The following is a 17,802-nucleotide window of genomic DNA, read 5'->3' on the forward strand; positions in this document are numbered from 1 at the left end:
TCAGTCGTATTCTAGTTCGTCAGAATTGTAACGGGACAATGCGGATGAAACCGTAGTCAGTCGGCAACGCGAACAATGTGAATCATTTGTAGAGGAAACAATGTACGGGCGTTCGCATTGTTCGCATTGACCCAACCCTTCTATGTCACTCAGAGAGCATAATGTTTCAATTAACTTATTCAGCTCAGGAGCCCGAATATAGTAACCCAACGCCCCCATGACGCTTAGAACGCGATTGAAATCAATGTTTCTGAAGCTCACTTGAGGGTGCAACGGATCAAAACCGAAATAATTGACTGATATATCAATTACCGCTGAAAAGACTCTGCGATTGTAATAACTTTTGCACCACGTACGAACCCCTTTCTTGACGACAACTTTGTTTTCTTGTTTAAACTCGATACCCTCGGCCACATTACTGCCATATAGAATTCTGATCGTGCTTTTGTTAGCACCCATTTCCATAGTTTTGGTTGCATTAAACAATGATGATGCTCTGAGCTGATCAACCTTTGCCATTTATTAGGTCATTCCTATACGTTCGTTTTATTGGATAGGGTATCAAAAACATCATGACGATGGCTGGTGAACAACGTGTCATAACGAAGCAGTTCAATTAAGTCTTCACTAACTATGCCAAGTTTTACATCGGCAGCAATTTCATATGCCCAGGCAAAAATCTTGGTATTTATTACCACGCCGTCTTCTCTAGGTCCTTGCCCTAGAGTTATGACGCGGGGAAAGAGATACAGATCATTGATATGTTTCAATGATGAAATACCGACATCCTTAATAGCGATACAAGTGTCTGGTTTTAAACCAAACAGAATGCTCACCAACTCAGGGGAAAGCATGGAACAAAAAACAATTTGCATTAAGTAATCATTTTGAACATCGACACATTTTTCCCGAAGTTCCTGGAGGCGTGTCGGGTTATACTCGGCTTTGCTTCCATTTAAATGTGGAACTATTTCACCAGAACCGTAGATGCTTGAATTAAGTTCATCTGCATCAATGGCAGATATGACATTGCTGTCATCATTTATAATTGCATTGAAAAAAGTATCCCATTTGATTTCTCTCCCGGATGAACGAGGTGTAAGGATACTTCCTGGTCGACTGATGAGATCAAATGCTGAATCAGTTGCAATACCAAAATTCTTCCCGAATAAGCGCTTTTGCAATACGGGGGTTCCAGTTTGATAACAGGCAGAACCATGCACTGGTAATTGCATCAGGAAAGCTCGATAGCTACGAAGTACAGAAACTTCTGTCCGAAAAAGGCGACTTAGTAAACTCTGCATTAAGTTATCTGCGTTAGACATGCGATTAACTCCTTCCAGCAATATCAACCAGCATTCCGATCCGGATTTGAATTTTTTCAGGTTTGCTAATTTTGGTAAAAGTAACTTTTGTATTTGTTCAAGTGCTTAAAGCTTCGTATATCATACGAAAGACTCGTAGACATTACTTGTAGCACTTATTTACCAAAAACGATACTGAATTTTGAGAGTAATCTCAATAATCATGCAAAGTGTGAAGTAGTTAAGACAACGCGTCACTCCCCGATTTACCACAATTTGACTTAAGCACAAATCAGCGCAATTCAATCTGTGATTAAACACCATTTCTACATCTTTAATATCTTAATAACATAGAGTTATTTTATTGACATTAGTAACACTATGTCATGCACGCATAGTGTCATTTTTCAAGGAAAAGTAACACTATGTGTCCTAACGCATAGTGTCACTTTTAGAAAAAGTAACACTATGTACCGATTTGCATAGTGTCACTTTTCGACGAAAAAACTTACTAGATATATATGTAATTAATAGAAGAAAGCGCCTTTGAAAATCGCAGATCTTCCCTGTCCGTGAATCAACAAAAGTTACTTTTGTTGAGCCCCTGCTGTATGACAATCCACTTATTGCTGAGCTTACAAGTGGTCGCCTCTATCACGAACTCGAAAGTCGGTTTTACGTGTTTGTCCAACACCCCTCCAAAAACAAATAAAACAACATTGAAAAAAAGCCTCGATATCGAGAAATCTGACAAAAATATTTCTGTAGAGTAGTTATAAAACGGAGGGGATATGGTCAGTGCTAATCTGATTGAAACAATCGAACTAACACGTAAAACGTTACGAGATAATATCAATGCCTTGCACAGTGAGGCTGAAAAATTGGTTAACGACTACTGGAGCGCATGGAAAGAACGTAACAAAATTGAAATTAATACACCTCACCCAAGCAGTGAGCTTAAACGTACTTATCTGGGTTCGTATGCGCCACGTATGGTAGTGATCGGGCATGGAAAGAAAAAAACGGTCCACTGGTATAAATTCAAGCCGTTCAAAAATAACCCACCCAACCATATGTCTCAAAAAGTGGATTCGAAGTCAGGCGGGTATACAAAAAGCTGTTTTCAAAACCATGCAACATGGGAATGGGAGATGATTGAAAGTACCGAGTTCAAACTCAAACCTTACCGGGACCTCCTGGAATACTACCATGTGCAATATATAGAGTTAGGCCGAAAACTCCGACACTTAAACACAAACTAAGGTGATCCTATGACAGACGTAACGATGAATGATGTTCAATCCGTCGATAAAGACACAGCGAAACCAGCTCGGGGACAATACCGTTTAAACAGTTTTTCAATTCCAGGCATGGCGTCTGTTCAAATTAACCCAGGCACACCTGAGTTTAACCGCTATCTGATCTCCAAAGCCGGGGCAGCAGTTCGCGGATTTAATGATGTCAGTATCGCCATATCATCCCTGTTTAAAACAATCGATCCAATTAAACATCCAGATCTTATAGCGGCCGTTCAGGACTGGTTTGATACCCTTCACGCCGAGAATGATGCATTACGTACCAATTTGGATAATTTCCTGAAATCAATTCCTATCGATGAGAATGATCCATTTATTTCTTCGATTCAGTTTACGCCGTATACCTATGACCCTATTCAGCTTAACTTTAACCATGCAAACACTATGCGTTTTTATAAGTACATCCATGCTATGAATTCGCATTTAACAACCATGTCTAAGTACAACTCGCTCGGTTTGTTAGCAATCAGCGATTACAACGTCATGGCCCACAATATAATTAAAAGCATCGATATTTACATTGAACGTGTAAAACGCACCCTTAATGTATCCCGTCGTAATAAAGGGGCTTACAACCCTGAACAGTTTATTGAAAAGGTAAAGCAATATAAAAGCGTTCAGGCATATATTGATGCCGAACTACCTTCCAAGACTGCTGAGGAGTAAGTAATGAACTTCAGGGCCTTTCTGAATAAAATCTGGAATATGTGTCAGGTATCTGTTTCGCAGGGCGATGAACTGGCAGCATTTAACGTTGATCCTGACTCTCCATTTGCCCAAATAAATGGCGAAGCAAAATATGCAGTCCCTGATCATCCAAATCAGGAGGTCCTGAAGTTAATAGAATATCCATCCCGCCCTACGGGTATACAAAGCTTTAATGAGCAGTCCATTCTCTCTTTGTACCGTGATAAAATCCAGACGGCTCAAATGCTGCTTGCAATTGGCGATAGTGATATCAGAGAGGATGCCTTTTCTTTTACAAATTTAATTTTAAAACCACTCATTGAATATATACGTTGGGTGCATCTCCTCCCGGCCTCTGAGAATCATCATCATAATGGAATCGGCGGTCTTTTTTCACATAGCCTTGATGTTGCGATCCTCTCCTTAAAAAATGCCTACCATTCAGAATTGAGACCTATCGGATATCAAGATGAAGAGATGCAACGTCGTAAGGTCTATCTGTATGCAGCCTTTATTAGTGGTTTGGTCCACGATGCAGGAAAAATCTACGATGTGGATATTCTAAGTGTTAATATCGAACCCTCAATTACCTGGACACCAAGCAAACATAGTCTTCTCGACTGGGCGAGAGAAAACAATATATTCGAATATGAAATTGTCTGGCGTTCACGCGTACATAATCAACATAATATCTGGTCAGGTGTTTTTCTTGAGCGAATTTTAAATTCAGTGTGCATGGCATATCTTGATATTGTGACCAAAGAAAGGGTCTACTCCAAGATGCTCACGGCTCTAAATTTCTATAACGACGGAAATGACTACCTTTCACGCTGCGTACGGAAAGCCGATTACTATTCCACAGGAACGGACTTGAACGTCATGCGTGATCCGGTTATGGGGTTACGATCAAATGACGCCGCTGCTCGTGCTCTAGGCTCACTGAAGCATAACTTCCAGCACCTCAATATTAATGATTTTAAATCCAAACCGATGCACTTAATCATCATCAACGGTGAAGTGTATCTGAATGAGAATGCGTTTCTGGATTTTGTTCTTGCTGATTTCGAAAAAATGCAATTCAACTTCCCCCAAGGCGAAGCCGGAAAAAATGTGTTAACGGAAGCCCTTGTTCAACGCGGGTATATCGAACCTTATAGCAATGAACGGGTCGTACACTATTTTATTCCTGGAGTGTTTAGCGAAGATGATATTGCCCGGATTTTCATTAAAGGGATCGCAAATCTTGAATTTTATAATCTGCTTAAACTGAAGTGGGTCGGGCTCGTTTTTGACTCGTACAAAATACCTGACTCGGTGCCAGGTTTATTCAGCATCAATGCCAACAAAGATTTCCTTTACATCAATGAACAGCGCTCACTTACCGAATTCAGAAGGCCGGTACCCGGCCGAGAAGATGTGACAAAAATTACTGACACCGTGGAATCACTAGCTGTCGGATTGCGCACAGTCAATCCCGCCAACCCAGACCCTAATGGCGAAATCGCCCTGGATACGGTGCAACGGGATAATGAATCTTCGGACAGTACAGCTGTTAATGACATTTGGCTTTCTGCCGTCATGGATGAAGACAGCGAATCCACCATATTTCAGCGCGAATCCCACAGTGCCGATGACGAACACCAGTCCATTGTCGGCAAAGATGAGGCATCTGCACTTGTGCTTGAAACTGATGCGGTATCTGAACAGGTGAACGCAGAACTCACCTTACAGAGCATGCTCCAAACTACAACGGTACCGAATAACTTCCTCAGGTTCGTAGATTCCGTACCTTTTCTCGTAGTGGATGCGGCAAAACAGCACTTACCTGCACTGGATGACACCTCATTTTGCCGAGAACCCATGTTCCAGAAGACACACCGGGATGGTGCATTAACGGGGCACTGGATTGTCAGGGATGTTAATGACCTGCGCTTGGTGCAGTTGGGTGACTGTTGTTCCGGGATTCATATGGGAGCCCAGTCAGAAGCGAATTCAACAGAACTGAAGTCCCTCCTCGACACGTCCATGTATCAGACACTGAACATTGCTACGTTGGATCTGAGCCGCAATGACGATGAGGACGACTATTCACGCGATACTCCGTTACCGCTCCCCCCGGAACGCCTGAACACACACAATGGCGAAGACGACCAGTCCGACGTGGAAATGGATTCAATCCAAGAACTGTATCTGATTGGACTTGCGGAAATCGCACCAGACCGTGAGGCACTGGATGGCGATGTTCGCCACAGGATAGAAGGTTCCGTCCTGACCGCTGATGAGCAGTCGGACGTCGGGGATACCCGCAACGCGCTCTTGGTCTCCCATGAATCTGAACATATTCAATCCACGCCAACAGAACCGGAGAAGGATGCATCGTCCATCCAAAACCCGTCGCCGACAGAAAGACCTGCCAGCGCTAAACCTCATCTGAGCCCTGCGCTGGCCCGCTTGTTTGCCGTTCCAACGGCATACGTTGCCGAAGCGCAATCTACGCCAACGTCGGAACCCGACGTTAAGCCACATGACCAGAATGCATCTGCTAATGGCGCTGTGAATTCAGGTGGGGATGCGCCTGCGTCAGACCCGGAGTCCGACGGTACCTTTACCCTAATGACTGATGGTGCTCCGAATCATGCTGAGTACGAATTGATAGCGCGGGATCTCGCGGTCATCGTCATCAAAATGAAGGAATTTTTTAATAGCGCCCGAAAGAATCGTTTCACTCTACTGGTTGGGAACTTTCTTTACATCACACAGTCCGGAATCAAACGTTTTGAACCTGACGGGGTCGAGGGTGAGGAAAGCGTGTTTATTAAACTGCCCATCTACCGGGTCAACTGCGGTGCTATCAAAAACACGAAGTGCTTCCAGTTCGATATGAACCAACTGCTGACCGCTTCCGACCGTATAAACATCGACCTTTCTACACTTCTTGACGAATTGCTGGAGCAATGATGGCAAAGACAAAACGAACAAACCTGCATGCCCAGGAAAACCTTTACCGACCGGTTCTTGAGTACAGAAGCGCGACAATCCTACTTGTTTGCGCACTGGTGACGCTTATACAGGGATATCAGTCAGACGGTTCGACACCGGCTCCCGTCGTCCTGATTATGGCCACCAGCCTCTTTCTGTTATGCGTCTGGCGCTGCTATGCGGCTAAACCTTTTTTTAATGCCCACTGGAGAATTTTCAAAAGGCAATTTCTCTTTATAAGCCTCGATCAACTCAGGATAATTAACAAAAGTGACTTTTTCGCCAACGAGCGAAAATTTCGAATGCTGAGCGATGAGTATGCGAAAGCCAATAAGGAAATGCCGGAGAGAAAAACCTATCTGTGTGACGGTTACCCCTGGGGGCCAGAGCATGCTGATCGGGCCTATCAGATAAACAACCTCTCCAGCGATTTACGGGAGATTGCTTTACCCTTTGTCCTGAAGCCGATCACCAGGCACTTTGCTTCGCTTGCCCGCAACATGGGGGGGAGCAATGCGCTGTTTGCCGTTGACGAAAGGGAACCGACCTTTGTCACCGAGAGAAACTGGTTTGGTCATACGTTGATAACCGGAAACGTAGGTACTGGCAAAACTGTGCTGCTGCGTCTTCTCAGCGCCAGCATGCTGCATATGGGCCACGTCGTCGTTTTCCTTGACCCGAAAAACGATACAGACTGCCGAGAAGGCCTTAAAAAGGAGGCCGCACATTTAGGTCTGCCCTTCTATCAGTTCCATCCTGGCAGGCCTTCTTCTTCAGTCTGCATCGATGTCTGTAATTCCTTTGTAAATGTCAGTGACCTAACTTCACGCATACTCAGCCTAGTCAGTGAACCGGGTAAGGTAGACCCGTTTGTGCAGTATGCTGAATCTTTAATATCTACAATCATCTCGGGCCTTCGCCTGATTGATACTAAACCGTCTATCAAACTTATTTATCGCAATATGATGAACCAGCAGGCCATCATCAACCTCACGGTAAAAGCACTGGAAAGCGCCTATGCGAAGTTTTATGGCCACGATCAGTGGATAGAGAAGGTGAAGTACACACCGAATGAACCTCTCTCGCAGCGTGCAAAGCGTTTATTTGAATGGTATGTCGCACACTTCATGAACTATGAAGGCCTTGAAAAGCTTGAGTGGCTGGACACTGTTGCCAAGCTCATTGACTACTCGACTTCAAGTGCAGAGCACATGGGGAAAATGACGGCCGGTATTATGCCGCTGTTCAGTCGCCTGACAGAAAGCCCGCTGGATGAACTGTTGTCACCGAGTGACAGCACGAATCATGGTCGTGAAGTAGTGACCAGCGATGGTATTTTCAATTCAGGAGGTGTTCTGTACATCGCACTGGATGGCCTGTCCAACCCTGAAACCGCTCGTGACATTTCGCAGTTAATCATGTCAGACCTCACCGCCTGTGCTGGCAGTCGATACAACTCCGGCGATGGTGACCTTTCAGGGCATTCCCGGATCAGCATTTTTGTGGATGAGGCACACTCAGCCATCAACAACTCCATGATCAACCTGCTGGCACAGGGTCGAGCCGCCAAAATCGCGCTCTTTATTTGCACCCAGACCATCTCCGATTTTATTGCTTCAGCAAATGCCGAAACGGCGAATCGTATTACGGGTCTATGCAACAACTACATCAGCCTTCGTATAAACGACAACCCAACCCAGACTTTAGTTGTGGAAAACTTCGGCAAAAGCCCTATAAGCACAAATATGGTCTCTTACTCGACCGGAACCGGGACAACTTTATCGCATAATGATTTCAGTGGTTCTATCTCGGAACGAAAACAAACAACGCTTGAAGAGAGCATTCCGAAAGAACTTATGGGGCAGGTACCAAACTTGCATATTGTTGCAAGGCTTCAGGATGGGCGGAAAATAGTAGGACAGATACCGATTGCCGTATCGGAGTCAGCGATGAAACCCTCAACCAAACTGGTCGAGATGCTCATCAAAAGCCCAAGAAAAGTTACTTTACGCAAAAACCTGAATATTGCCGAAATTAGCAAATACCTAAGGAAAACGCATTGATGGATGACTTCATTACTCTCAGTTGGCAACATTGTTTTAATAGCCCGATGAAAGTCAGCAAGAGCAAATCAATCATCAAGCGACGGTTCCAGTCTCTTGGTTTGAATTTTGTAGGCGATGAGCAAACGCGGCAACGGCTCAATAAATTAGAAAAAAATGTCGCCAGGCATGTAACCACATTCTGTTATTCCAATAATGCAGACTCGCTTATGCAGGCGGCAGTATTGCTGTCAGAGCTTTTCCTGCTGAAGGGCGAACTGACGACCAGTGATCGATACGGGGATAGATCCACGCATTACTGGTCTGTCTCAAATGGTGCAGTCTCTGAGTGGTTGCGTTCGTATTTCAATAGCGAGCAGTCTGATCATCAGTTTGTGGAATTCCGGATTTATTTTGATGAGCCGCCAGCCCGAGCCACCCTTGTTTATAACAATCAACTTAAATTCGGTGGCTATCTGCTGCCTTACTTTATTGATTTCTCCAAAGCGGCATCGGCCTTTATCAGTGGCCCCTCAGAGCTGACGTTTGCCCGGAATCTGCGTTTAAAATCCCCGGTGCATCCCGCCACGACCTTCGAGCATATCGTAGCAATTGAAGACTCGCCCTTTCTGTCTCGACTGAAGACCAAACTGGTCGACGCTATCGATAAATTGCCGGATCAGGAATGCCAATATTCCAGCACCTTCAATTATATCATCGACAAAATCTTCATTGCTCAACTGGAACTGAGCCTGGAGCCGTTCAACAGTCCGGGCGTCTGCCGTGCTGTCGTTTCAAAATACACCGACACATTACTGGCACTGCCAGTGTTTCATACCGGCGATAATGTCCGGTGTCGCAGCTGGACGCCATGGGAGTTTAAATTTGGCGAGTTTTTGCGCCTGGCGACAAAAAGTGAAAGCTCGGTATATTTGCCAGTCATCGGACAGATTAGCTGGAAAAGCGAAGCCCTGAGACAGTTCGCGGAACATACGTTAATCCGCCAAATCATCCCTTCGGAGTTTCACTGGCATTTAGGGATCCCGACGATGTGGCGCCACGATTACCCCGACCACGAAAAGCGCGTGGCCTTCATGCGAGACTGGAGCGTCAGCCATGGCTAACTCAACAGCAACACGTGGTACAGTAATACGGCTGCTGGCCAGCGTCACACTCTTTGCTTATTTGGTCTACAACGTGACTATTCAGGACACGGCAGAACTCAATAAACAAATCAGTGATGAAATCAACGCCAGCCAGAGCATTATCCCCTCGGATACCTGGAACAATGTTGTCGGAAAAACCGAAGCGACCTTTAATATTCTGGTAACAAAATACCAGTTGATTGAAATTCTGAATAATACCCTTATTCCCGACCCAGATAGCAAAGTCCGGGGGTTGAGTATTCCAGCAGAAAAGATGTCCTCATTCCTCTATACAGCGGTACAAAACATTCCGCTTCTTATATTTCAGACGCTGTACCGGTGGAATTTACTGGTGGGCTGGTCATTCGTCTTTGCCCCGTTTTTATTCGCTCTGCTAGCAGATGGCATGTATCAGTGGAAGCTGAAAAGGTATGTTTTTGGGAAAGTCACAGTCCAGTTTTATCGCGTCTGGTTCAGGGCGTTCTGGCTGATAGGCGTCCTCACGACTATTTATCTGGTCACCCCAAATATGTCCCTGTTTAACAACGTGGCACAGCTTTTCCCACCAGCAGCGCTCTTTATATTAGGCGTTGCCTTAAACCGCCTCTGGGCTAATTATCAGAAACTCATGTAAGGTTGAAAATGTTAAAGCAAAAAAAAGAATCACCTGCCAACTTTAAGCACGCGTTCAACCATCAGGCCAATCGTTTCTATGGCATGTTTCGCATCAGTACGTCGGCGAAAATCGTCATGTCAGGACTGGCCATCATTGCCGTGGGCTACTCATTTTATAATCTCTACGACCAATATCAGGAAAGTGAAGGTTTACGTGACCATATTGCGGTTATCCGTTTGAGCGGGGAAATGTCGTCAGGATCGGATACGGGCGACGGTACCGTCATCGCCACGGCTCTGGGAAAGGCGTATCGTAACCCTCACGCCAAAGCTATCGTCATAGAGGCAGAATCCGGTGGCGGTAGCCCTTCCGATGCCATCACCATCTATCGCCAAATTAATGCGCTGCGAGGCCACCAGCAAAAAATCAGAGTAGACAAAATTGTTAACGGAAAACTTCAGCCACCGAATGAGATTCCCGTCCCTCTGACTCCAGAGTTTCAAGCCAGAGCAATGAAAACAAAGCAGGAGGAACTGGAGAAGATCAAAGCCAATACTCTATCTGTTCTGTCCACCGGGCAGGGAACCTTTATCTCTAATGAGCTTTATCCTTACAAACCAATTATCGTTAGCGTGAAATCAATTTGCGCATCAGCCTGTTATTACGCCATATCTCCTGCCGATGCTATCTTTGCCGACAGCAATGCTCTGATAGGCTCTATCGGCGTACGCATGGACCATTGGGATGTGTCCCAGGTGATGAAAACAATTGGGCTTAAAAACGAACCACTGATTGCCGGTGGAAATAAAGACTCACTCGATCCTTATCATCCTCTGAGTGAAAAAACCCGTGATTTTATGCAAACGCAGATCTTGGATAATATGCATAAGCAGTTCATCGCCGACGTCGAGCTGGCCAGGGGAAAGAAAATCCTCAGCCCGTCAGATGCCGAATCTGTGGAACTTTACAGCGGCCGTGTCTGGCCGACACCCACGGCTATCAAGTACGGGCTCATTGATGCCGATGTGACTTCAGTTGAAGTCCGTTCTCGCCTGTCAGCTATGTACGGCATTCAACGATTTAAGAATTACAACGAGCCCCAGAGAAATCTGCGTTCGGCACTGGGGATGTTAGCTTCACTGACAACATCGGTAGAAAGCCTTACCCAGACCACCAGCAGGCTCGCCGAGTCGTTAGATTCCGCCAGCCACCCTAAGCTGAGGTAAAGGTGATGGGCTCGCTGATGCAGGTATGGCAGTTGGCAGGGCTCGTCCTCATCGGCTTGCTCCTGATCGTCTTATACTGCCTGAAAAATTTTATTATCATGGATATCGTTGAACGCAGAACTGCCAAGCAGATAGCCAGTAAGCTGCCTGATTGCGCTGACGGGCTTATGAGTGATTTGACACTGAGTCTTGAGTCAGTGGGGACAACGCAAGTTGATCACGTGCTTCTTGCTCCTCACGGGCTCTATGTCATCGAGCAAAAAAACTACAGTGGACGCCTGCTGGGGAATATGGCGGACCGAAGCTGGACAAAATTTGGCGGTGCTTCAAAAGTCATGAAATTGCAAAACCCGTTCCGTCAAAATTACAGCCACATAAAGGCAATACAACATACCCTTAACTATGCAGACCTCGAATGCATAAACGTCGTTATTATCAACGGCAAGTGTAAGTTTGGAGGTACCGTAAAACCTGACTGGCTGTGCATGGGGATCGAGGAGTTTGCACGTAAAGTAGAGGCGCGAAAGCATGTCGAAGTGTTCCAGCAGGAGGCACTGAGTAACATCAAAAACCAGCTGAATGTCATGCGTCGTCCGCCAGGATTGTATACCGACTTAAAACACATTCATTTTCTGAATAATAAATTCCAGACAAGTATGAAAGTAGATCAGCTTATAACTCTGCTGATAATAGAAATTGCGGTATCCGTTTTAAATCGCCTCAAGAAAATCGTGAAACCGTAAGAGGCCTTGTTATGGGCCCCTACGGGTTTAATGCGGGGATTTCCTGCCACGCAGTCTGCATGGATTGCATGATCTCGCCTAAAGGCTGCGTGGGACGTAATACGGTACTGGTAAGTTCCACATCATCCTGTTCGAATTCGACCGGCACCAGCATTAAGTAAACACGCGTCCCTTTTAACTGGTAGCCGAGCAATAAAACGGGCGCCTTACTTCCGTCGTTGCCCGTCCTCTCCAGATGGTTAGCCCAATCCCGCACCATTGCATACGCCTGCGGCATATAACGACTGTCCAGAGTACCTTTAGGGCGTCTGAAAGGTACTATTTCTGTCGATTTAAAAATCTGAGTCATCGGCATTACCCCCTCCCGTAAAACAAGACTAATTACTTATCAGGAAATAAAACATCGTGCATAGGATTCGCTGGGTTATTCATGGCATCAACGTAATTCATATTCCTTTTATTTTGTTCTTCATTCATTTCTTCGAAGAATGAATCCATACAGGGTTTATCTTCGCTGCATTTTTCTTTGATCAGTTCCCCATGTACAGAATGGTCAAACACCACCAGCGGAACCACTTCAATAATGCGGCCATTGCTGTTCAGTCGCACTGTCTGCTTCTTTTCAGCTTTAAGATGACGAATTACGCGCCATACAACCATGACCAGAACAAAGACGATAAAGAATGTTTCTAAGCTCATTGTGACCTCCCCGATTTCTATATGCCTATTATACGCAATCGCCTTATCAACCTAACAATCACCGCGCACAAAAAAAACCAGCCTGCACCATAATGTATTTATGTCCGTTACCAGAGGATTTTCTTCCGGCTGCGTGTCTTTGGCTCAACCAATCAGACAGGTTGGCATATGTCCGATTCAGCGCGTCACCAAGCTGACTTGTTAGGATGGACGGACACAAGATTAAGCATCGGCCACCCGCCGGACGTGCCCCCCGTTTTCAAATCCGCCTACTGTAAATTCGAACGCCGACCGGCGCTCCGCATACATGCTACAGTACAAAAGCATCAGAGCTTTTTCCCGTTTGCAGGACATTGTCCCTGCCGTGGCCCATGGCTTTCGGCGAGATCTGCGAAAAGTTACTTTTCCCGGATGCGAACGACGATTTCCGCCGCCACCGATTTTTTCAGTCGACAGGACGGTACTGCCCCCGGGGCATCGATACCATGCAGTACGACTCCCCCAGCCTGGCTGGGGGCCCGCCTGCATCGTTAGTGGTCCAGTTTCTCTAATCCCGCTTGAACGTCACAAAATACTCATCATCAGCATACCCGGCCTGCCTTTATCGAAGATAAAGGCAGGCATACTGTGTTCATGCTGGCTGTGATCGCCCGTATTCTCAATACACTGAACATGGGCGCCGTTGTACCCGTGTACAGTTTCAAGGGATGTATAAAATTTGCCGCCCGCCGCCTTAATATCATTGAATGTTTTAAAGCCGATTCCTTGTTTTTTACTGGGCCGGGGTGAACTCTAACAGTTTGTCAAATGTTGCCTTTAGGTGGCACTTCTTTAGTGAGGGTTTTGTGGGGCAGTCGATAGCCTAGATAATCTGTCCGGGTCTCTCCGTGCGACAGCACCAGAAAGCCTAACTCGACCAGACGGTCGTAGGTTTTACGGTCACGATTGCTGCACTGGTTGAGGAAAATCGTACCATGTCGTTCTACGAATGCCAGGCAGGCTCGCTGATAACTGCCGAGCTTATTTACCCGCTGATATTGGGCTTTCATACTTTCGACCAGTTGCTCTTTGGTCATCGTGATGTCTTTCATCTTTTTTTCCTGTGGCCGTCTGCCCTCTTTCACCCATCCACCAGCAGACGCAGTACGCCACTGCCGGTGGCCGTAACCAGTACTACCCGGTGAATGTTCAGAACGGGTCATCAATACAGGCTTTTACCCCATCCGTTTGCAGATTGCGTTCCAGCTCCGCAAGCGCCTCTGCATCGAAATTCCAGTAGCGCCAGATCATCGGAGTGCATGGCAAGGCGATATTACGGATAACGATACGGAAATGACCACCCAGATGGACGTCTTCAATGGTGACATTGCGATATTGAGCTGCAATTTCCTGGCCTGCGCCATTGAAATCGCGGTACCGTGCGTAACATGTTGGCTCATTGTGATCCCCAGGTTCATTGTTGATCTGGAATCCTTCCGATGGTTCCCGAACGGGAACTTTAATAGGACAGGTACAGGCCGGTCGCATGCGTAAACACAGAGCTCAGGTACATGCCGGTAACATTCAGTCGGCAGTCGAGCAGATCCGCGTGGTCCTGGCTGGCTTTAAAGAAATACAAATCGTGGCAGTCCTGCCCCTCCTCTTTGAAGATCCGAAAGACGTTAATGTCGGCGTTGCTGTAGAACTCCACGTGAACGCCATAGCGGACGGTACCGTCATCGAACTGGGCCACGCGGCGAGCGGACTTAACCTGCACCCAGCGGGGAAACTCCGTAAGGTAATCACGCCCGGGCATGAGATTATTAAAAATGAGGTCGACGGTATCAGTCATCTTCTTGCGGTCGAACTCAAACTGGCCTGCCCCGTTATTGCGATAGACCGGCTGGATGACATTGGTGTGTGTCAGGAATGTTGTGTCACGATCTTTGCTGAACATGGTCTTGCTCCTGTGGGCTTGGCCCGTGCGAATGGGGTTTATTTCCAGCGCGTAACCAGCTGGTGAAATTCCAAGGCGGAGAGCACCGGTCTGAACAGTAGCGGACGCACGACCACGTTAGGCAAGCGGTTCTCACACCAGGCATTAAAAACGGCCTGCCATACACCGGCATAGCACCCTGCCTTGGCCTGGATCTGCTTTTGGGTTTGGCACTCGGCAATGGCCAGCTGGTAGAGGCTTTCATTCTCAGCAGCTGAGAGTCGCTGTAGGGCCCGGTAGATAACACGATATTCTGCGTCGGAGGCATTACCGGCATAGGTCAGTGTAGTGTTCATATCTGCTCCTTTCTTTTTCCTTGATTTTATCGGACTGCTCTACCAGAGCTAATAACCCGAAGAGTAAATAAATCAAATTAATTCAATTATATAAAATTAGACGACGGCTAATTTAAGGCTGGAAGCTGATCCAGACTCGTTCTTTTTCCGACTGCCAGTCTTTTAACATCGGCGGCATGACAACACGGCAGTTATCTGCGGCGCCAGCATTTGCGTTGGCATCGTTTCGGGACGTTAACGGGCCGGTCACCAGGAAGGTTGATTGATAGTGGCGAGGAACAGAATGTTGCTGTTTGTGCTGGAGGCGATGGCAGAACATCAGGGAAAACGGTTCCCTTTCCGATTGTGGGTTGGCAATGATGTGGCGGATACGGTTACGCTGCTGCGGGAAATATCGGGTTTCGAGATGAGGCGTTGGCACCGGCTAGACTGCTCAGTCCGACCGGGCCGCAGCCTTCAAAGGACTGGCGGTGGGGTGGATCATAGGTCACCACTTTTGACTCACGGGGAACAGGGTAATGTTCCGGCCCATCCAGTTGACTGGACCGGAGTCAGCTTCACGCCTTACCCTGGTCTTGCTTATCTTTGTGCTTACGCAGGAATGTTTCCAGGTCAGAATGGGCGTTAATGATAGCGGTCATTTCGTCATGAGTCAGCACGAGGGTGTATGTGTCTTCGCCGATGAACTCACCCGGCTTGTGTGACGCAGCTTCGGCAATGCGGCCAAACAGCGGGATAGCCGTATCGGCAATGGTAGTCACGGTTTTCTTGTTCAGAACGCTGGACAGTGAAGGCGACTTGGGTTCAATCGGAGGCGTCGGCGACTTGTTGACCGGCGGGGTCTGTCCTTCCGCTGGCTGACCTTCAGTGTCCTGCCCGCTTTCGTTTTCAGTCCCGTCATTGGCGGCATTGACGGAGGTATTTTCCTCTTCCGGGTTGTGAGCCGGTGGCGTTGCCCCGTCATCGGTTTGCGTCTGTGTTTCGGCGTCGTTGCCGTGTGTCAGGCCTGGGGCGCTTTTGGTGCCGGTGGTGCTGAGTCTGACCGCTTTAACGTGCTTCAGGGTGCTGGCGGTCGCTTTGCCGTAGACGTCGATAGCCTTGCGAATATTCTCCAACGCCGCTTCGCCGCTGTAGAGATATTCTTCGAGCGCAACGTACATTGATACTTCATCCGCTACGAGCATGGTCTGAAGGGCCTCCGGTAGGTCAAGTACGCGCACCATCTGGCGAAGATGCTGTTCAGACTTGCCGCGCTTTTTGGACAGATCCGCGTAGCTGTATGGCTCTTCTTTATCCTCCACCAGCCGCTTGATGGACAGCGCCTGTGCTACCACGGACAGGGACAAGGATGAGTTGCCGGTCAGCGTGAAGAGCTCGGCTTTGGCAGGGCTACCACGGAATTCTTCGGTGCGGATCTCACTGATGCGTGGGAGGCCTTCTGCTTCCAACTGGCGGTTAGCAATGGCGATGGCGCGGATACGACATGCACCCTGACGCAGCACGGGTTTTCCGTCCAGAATTTGCAGCACTACCGGGGTGACCGACATCGGGTCTTCAAGGTAGGCCTCAGCCAGACCGTTGAGGTGCTCAAGGACGTGTGGCATTGAGTAATACGCTTCCCCCATCCCCGCCGTGCGAGTATTAAACCCTTCCAGCTCAACGATGACCGCAGGGTCAATTACGATGCCGTTGGCTTTACGTTTGCCATTCCCGGTGCGCTCAACATAGCCACGCAGGCTCTGTTCAGGGGTGGCGGTTTTGGTTGCTTCAGTGGCGATTGAAGTCATTTCGGTCTTCCTTCTTTTCAGTGGTTTGTGTAACCACGATACACAGTTGGCTCACTTATCTAATAATGCGCGGAGAAAAAAGTAACTTTTCTTCCCGGAGAGGCGTAGCGAAATAATACGGTATCGCGCCATTTTAAAAGTCGACGTTAAGCGCCTGTTTTTGGCCTGTAGCGCTGGGGATGATGGCCGTTCAGTCGGTGTCTCGGTGAAAGTTATTTTTCCGGTTGCCTGTCTGAACGGTCCGGGGCACTCGCCGGGGAAAACACTGCTGTCCATCGCTGTTGTCTGGATGGCTTGGGTGTTGAAATGCATAAAACTCACCTTCTGTGTCGGCGGGGAGGCATTTCTGAAAGTGATAGAATTTACAAAACGCCCTGAGAGGATCACTGATGATTGCTTCCGTTATCAAACCACTGCTGCGTCTTTTTCAGTCACCAGAAATCGAGGTCCCGGCCCCGGTCACACCGTCGCGAAAGGAAGAACAAGCTGTTTCAGGCCTGTGGCGTCCGCTCCCGGAAAAACATGTGGTGCTTTTTCTGGACTTTGACGGGGTATGTCACCCCTGCCAGAGTGAAACCTTTGAGAAGATGCCGTTGCTGGAACGCCTGCTGGAGGAGTGCCCCGCCATGGTCATCGTGATTTCCAGCTCGTGGCGGGAATGCGCCAGCGTGGGCTACCTGAGGGCATTATTCCCAAAAACGTGCGAGGAGCGGCTCATTGGTGCCACAAGCTCGCTTTATCTGATGCCTGGGCAGACCGGGGTACGGGCTGCGGAATGTGAGGATTTTGTCTATACGCACCGGATTAAATCGTTCATCTGTCTGGATGATGAAGCCTCCCTTTTCCCGGTGGGCTACCCGCACCTGCACCGTACGGACTATTACAAGGGGCTGACGGAAGCAGATGTCACGAAGCTCAGTACCCGATACCTTACGCTGATGAGTCGATGGGGCAGTTGAATTGATTGCAGGAAAAAAATTTAACCGA

The 17,802-nt window shown here is 47.6% G+C and carries 19 protein-coding genes; 9 read left to right on the forward strand and 10 right to left on the reverse strand.

What is annotated here, in order from left to right; genetic code table 11:
- Window positions 1-519 (reverse strand): hypothetical protein, encoded by a 519-nt coding sequence (locus JBO43_RS17790; protein WP_202668411.1) that lies wholly within the window; start codon window positions 517-519, stop codon window positions 1-3.
- Window positions 520-533: 14 nt separating this feature from the next.
- Entirely contained in the window at window positions 534-1,325 is a 792-nt protein-coding gene (locus JBO43_RS17795) for a trhR (RefSeq protein WP_202668412.1), read from the reverse strand.
- 770 nt (window positions 1,326-2,095) lie between these two features.
- Between JBO43_RS17795 and mobI the strand changes: the two genes are divergently transcribed.
- The 8 genes from mobI to JBO43_RS17835 are packed head-to-tail and all read left to right on the forward strand — an operon-like array spanning window position 2,096 to window position 12,058.
- Window positions 2,096-2,566 (forward strand): conjugative transfer protein MobI(A/C), encoded by a 471-nt coding sequence (gene mobI / locus JBO43_RS17800; protein WP_202668413.1) that lies wholly within the window; start codon window positions 2,096-2,098, stop codon window positions 2,564-2,566.
- 9 nt (window positions 2,567-2,575) lie between these two features.
- Window positions 2,576-3,286 (forward strand): hypothetical protein, encoded by a 711-nt coding sequence (locus JBO43_RS17805; RefSeq protein ID WP_237730105.1) that lies wholly within the window; start codon window positions 2,576-2,578, stop codon window positions 3,284-3,286.
- Between the two features lie 3 nt (window positions 3,287-3,289).
- The gene (mobH, locus tag JBO43_RS17810; RefSeq protein ID WP_202668414.1) at window positions 3,290-6,265 is read left to right on the forward strand and encodes a MobH family relaxase; all 2,976 of its coding nucleotides are present in this window, start codon (window positions 3,290-3,292) and stop codon (window positions 6,263-6,265) included.
- A complete protein-coding gene (gene traD / locus JBO43_RS17815; protein ID WP_202668415.1) occupies window positions 6,265-8,349 on the forward strand; it encodes a conjugative transfer system coupling protein TraD in 2,085 nt (694 codons plus the stop codon). The genes mobH and traD overlap by 1 nt, the downstream gene beginning before the upstream one ends.
- Entirely contained in the window at window positions 8,349-9,452 is a 1,104-nt protein-coding gene (locus tag JBO43_RS17820; RefSeq protein WP_202668416.1) for a hypothetical protein, read from the forward strand. Before traD ends, JBO43_RS17820 begins: the two co-directional genes overlap by 1 nt.
- On the forward strand, window positions 9,445-10,107 hold the full coding sequence (locus JBO43_RS17825) for an IncC plasmid conjugative DNA transfer DtrJ family protein (RefSeq protein ID WP_202668417.1): 663 nt from the start codon (window positions 9,445-9,447) through the stop codon (window positions 10,105-10,107). The genes JBO43_RS17820 and JBO43_RS17825 overlap by 8 nt, the downstream gene beginning before the upstream one ends.
- A gap of 8 nt (window positions 10,108-10,115) precedes the next feature.
- Window positions 10,116-11,315, forward strand: a complete 1,200-nt coding sequence (locus JBO43_RS17830; RefSeq protein WP_202668418.1) for a S49 family peptidase — start codon at window positions 10,116-10,118, stop codon at window positions 11,313-11,315.
- A gap of 5 nt (window positions 11,316-11,320) precedes the next feature.
- Window positions 11,321-12,058: a nuclease-related domain-containing protein gene (locus JBO43_RS17835; RefSeq protein WP_202668419.1), complete on the forward strand. Its 738-nt coding sequence runs from the start codon at window positions 11,321-11,323 to the stop codon at window positions 12,056-12,058.
- Between the two features lie 19 nt (window positions 12,059-12,077).
- Here JBO43_RS17835 and JBO43_RS17840 read toward each other — a convergent pair whose 3' ends face one another.
- The 8 genes from JBO43_RS17840 to JBO43_RS17875 all read right to left on the reverse strand — a co-directional run bounded on the left by JBO43_RS17840 (window position 12,078) and on the right by JBO43_RS17875 (window position 16,815).
- A complete protein-coding gene (locus tag JBO43_RS17840; RefSeq protein ID WP_202668420.1) occupies window positions 12,078-12,413 on the reverse strand; it encodes a hypothetical protein in 336 nt (111 codons plus the stop codon).
- 26 nt (window positions 12,414-12,439) lie between these two features.
- Entirely contained in the window at window positions 12,440-12,757 is a 318-nt protein-coding gene (locus JBO43_RS17845) for a hypothetical protein (RefSeq protein ID WP_202668421.1), read from the reverse strand.
- An 803-nt stretch (window positions 12,758-13,560) separates the two neighbouring features.
- Complete coding sequence (locus tag JBO43_RS17850) at window positions 13,561-13,848, reverse strand: hypothetical protein (protein WP_202668422.1); 288 nt, start codon at window positions 13,846-13,848, stop codon at window positions 13,561-13,563.
- A 97-nt stretch (window positions 13,849-13,945) separates the two neighbouring features.
- Complete coding sequence (locus tag JBO43_RS23230; RefSeq protein WP_202668423.1) at window positions 13,946-14,284, reverse strand: DUF905 family protein; 339 nt, start codon at window positions 14,282-14,284, stop codon at window positions 13,946-13,948.
- Window positions 14,256-14,693 (reverse strand): hypothetical protein, encoded by a 438-nt coding sequence (locus JBO43_RS17860; RefSeq protein ID WP_202668424.1) that lies wholly within the window; start codon window positions 14,691-14,693, stop codon window positions 14,256-14,258. Before JBO43_RS17860 ends, JBO43_RS23230 begins: the two co-directional genes overlap by 29 nt.
- Before the next feature lie 38 nt (window positions 14,694-14,731).
- Window positions 14,732-15,028 (reverse strand): hypothetical protein, encoded by a 297-nt coding sequence (locus tag JBO43_RS17865; RefSeq protein WP_202668425.1) that lies wholly within the window; start codon window positions 15,026-15,028, stop codon window positions 14,732-14,734.
- Window positions 15,029-15,140: 112 nt separating this feature from the next.
- Window positions 15,141-15,449 carry a hypothetical protein gene (locus JBO43_RS17870; protein WP_202668426.1) on the reverse strand — a complete coding sequence of 103 codons (309 nt, stop codon included), beginning with the start codon at window positions 15,447-15,449 and terminating at the stop codon, window positions 15,141-15,143.
- Window positions 15,450-15,585: 136 nt separating this feature from the next.
- A complete protein-coding gene (locus JBO43_RS17875; protein WP_202668427.1) occupies window positions 15,586-16,815 on the reverse strand; it encodes a DNA-binding protein in 1,230 nt (409 codons plus the stop codon).
- Window positions 16,816-17,204: 389 nt separating this feature from the next.
- Here JBO43_RS17875 and JBO43_RS17880 point away from each other — a divergent pair, with 389 nt between their 5' ends.
- Window positions 17,205-17,774 (forward strand): HAD domain-containing protein, encoded by a 570-nt coding sequence (locus JBO43_RS17880; RefSeq protein WP_202668428.1) that lies wholly within the window; start codon window positions 17,205-17,207, stop codon window positions 17,772-17,774.
- The last annotated feature ends 28 nt before the right edge of the window (window positions 17,775-17,802 follow it).

The organism is Lelliottia jeotgali (assembly GCF_016771845.1).
GTDB lineage: Bacteria > Pseudomonadota > Gammaproteobacteria > Enterobacterales > Enterobacteriaceae > Enterobacter > Enterobacter jeotgali.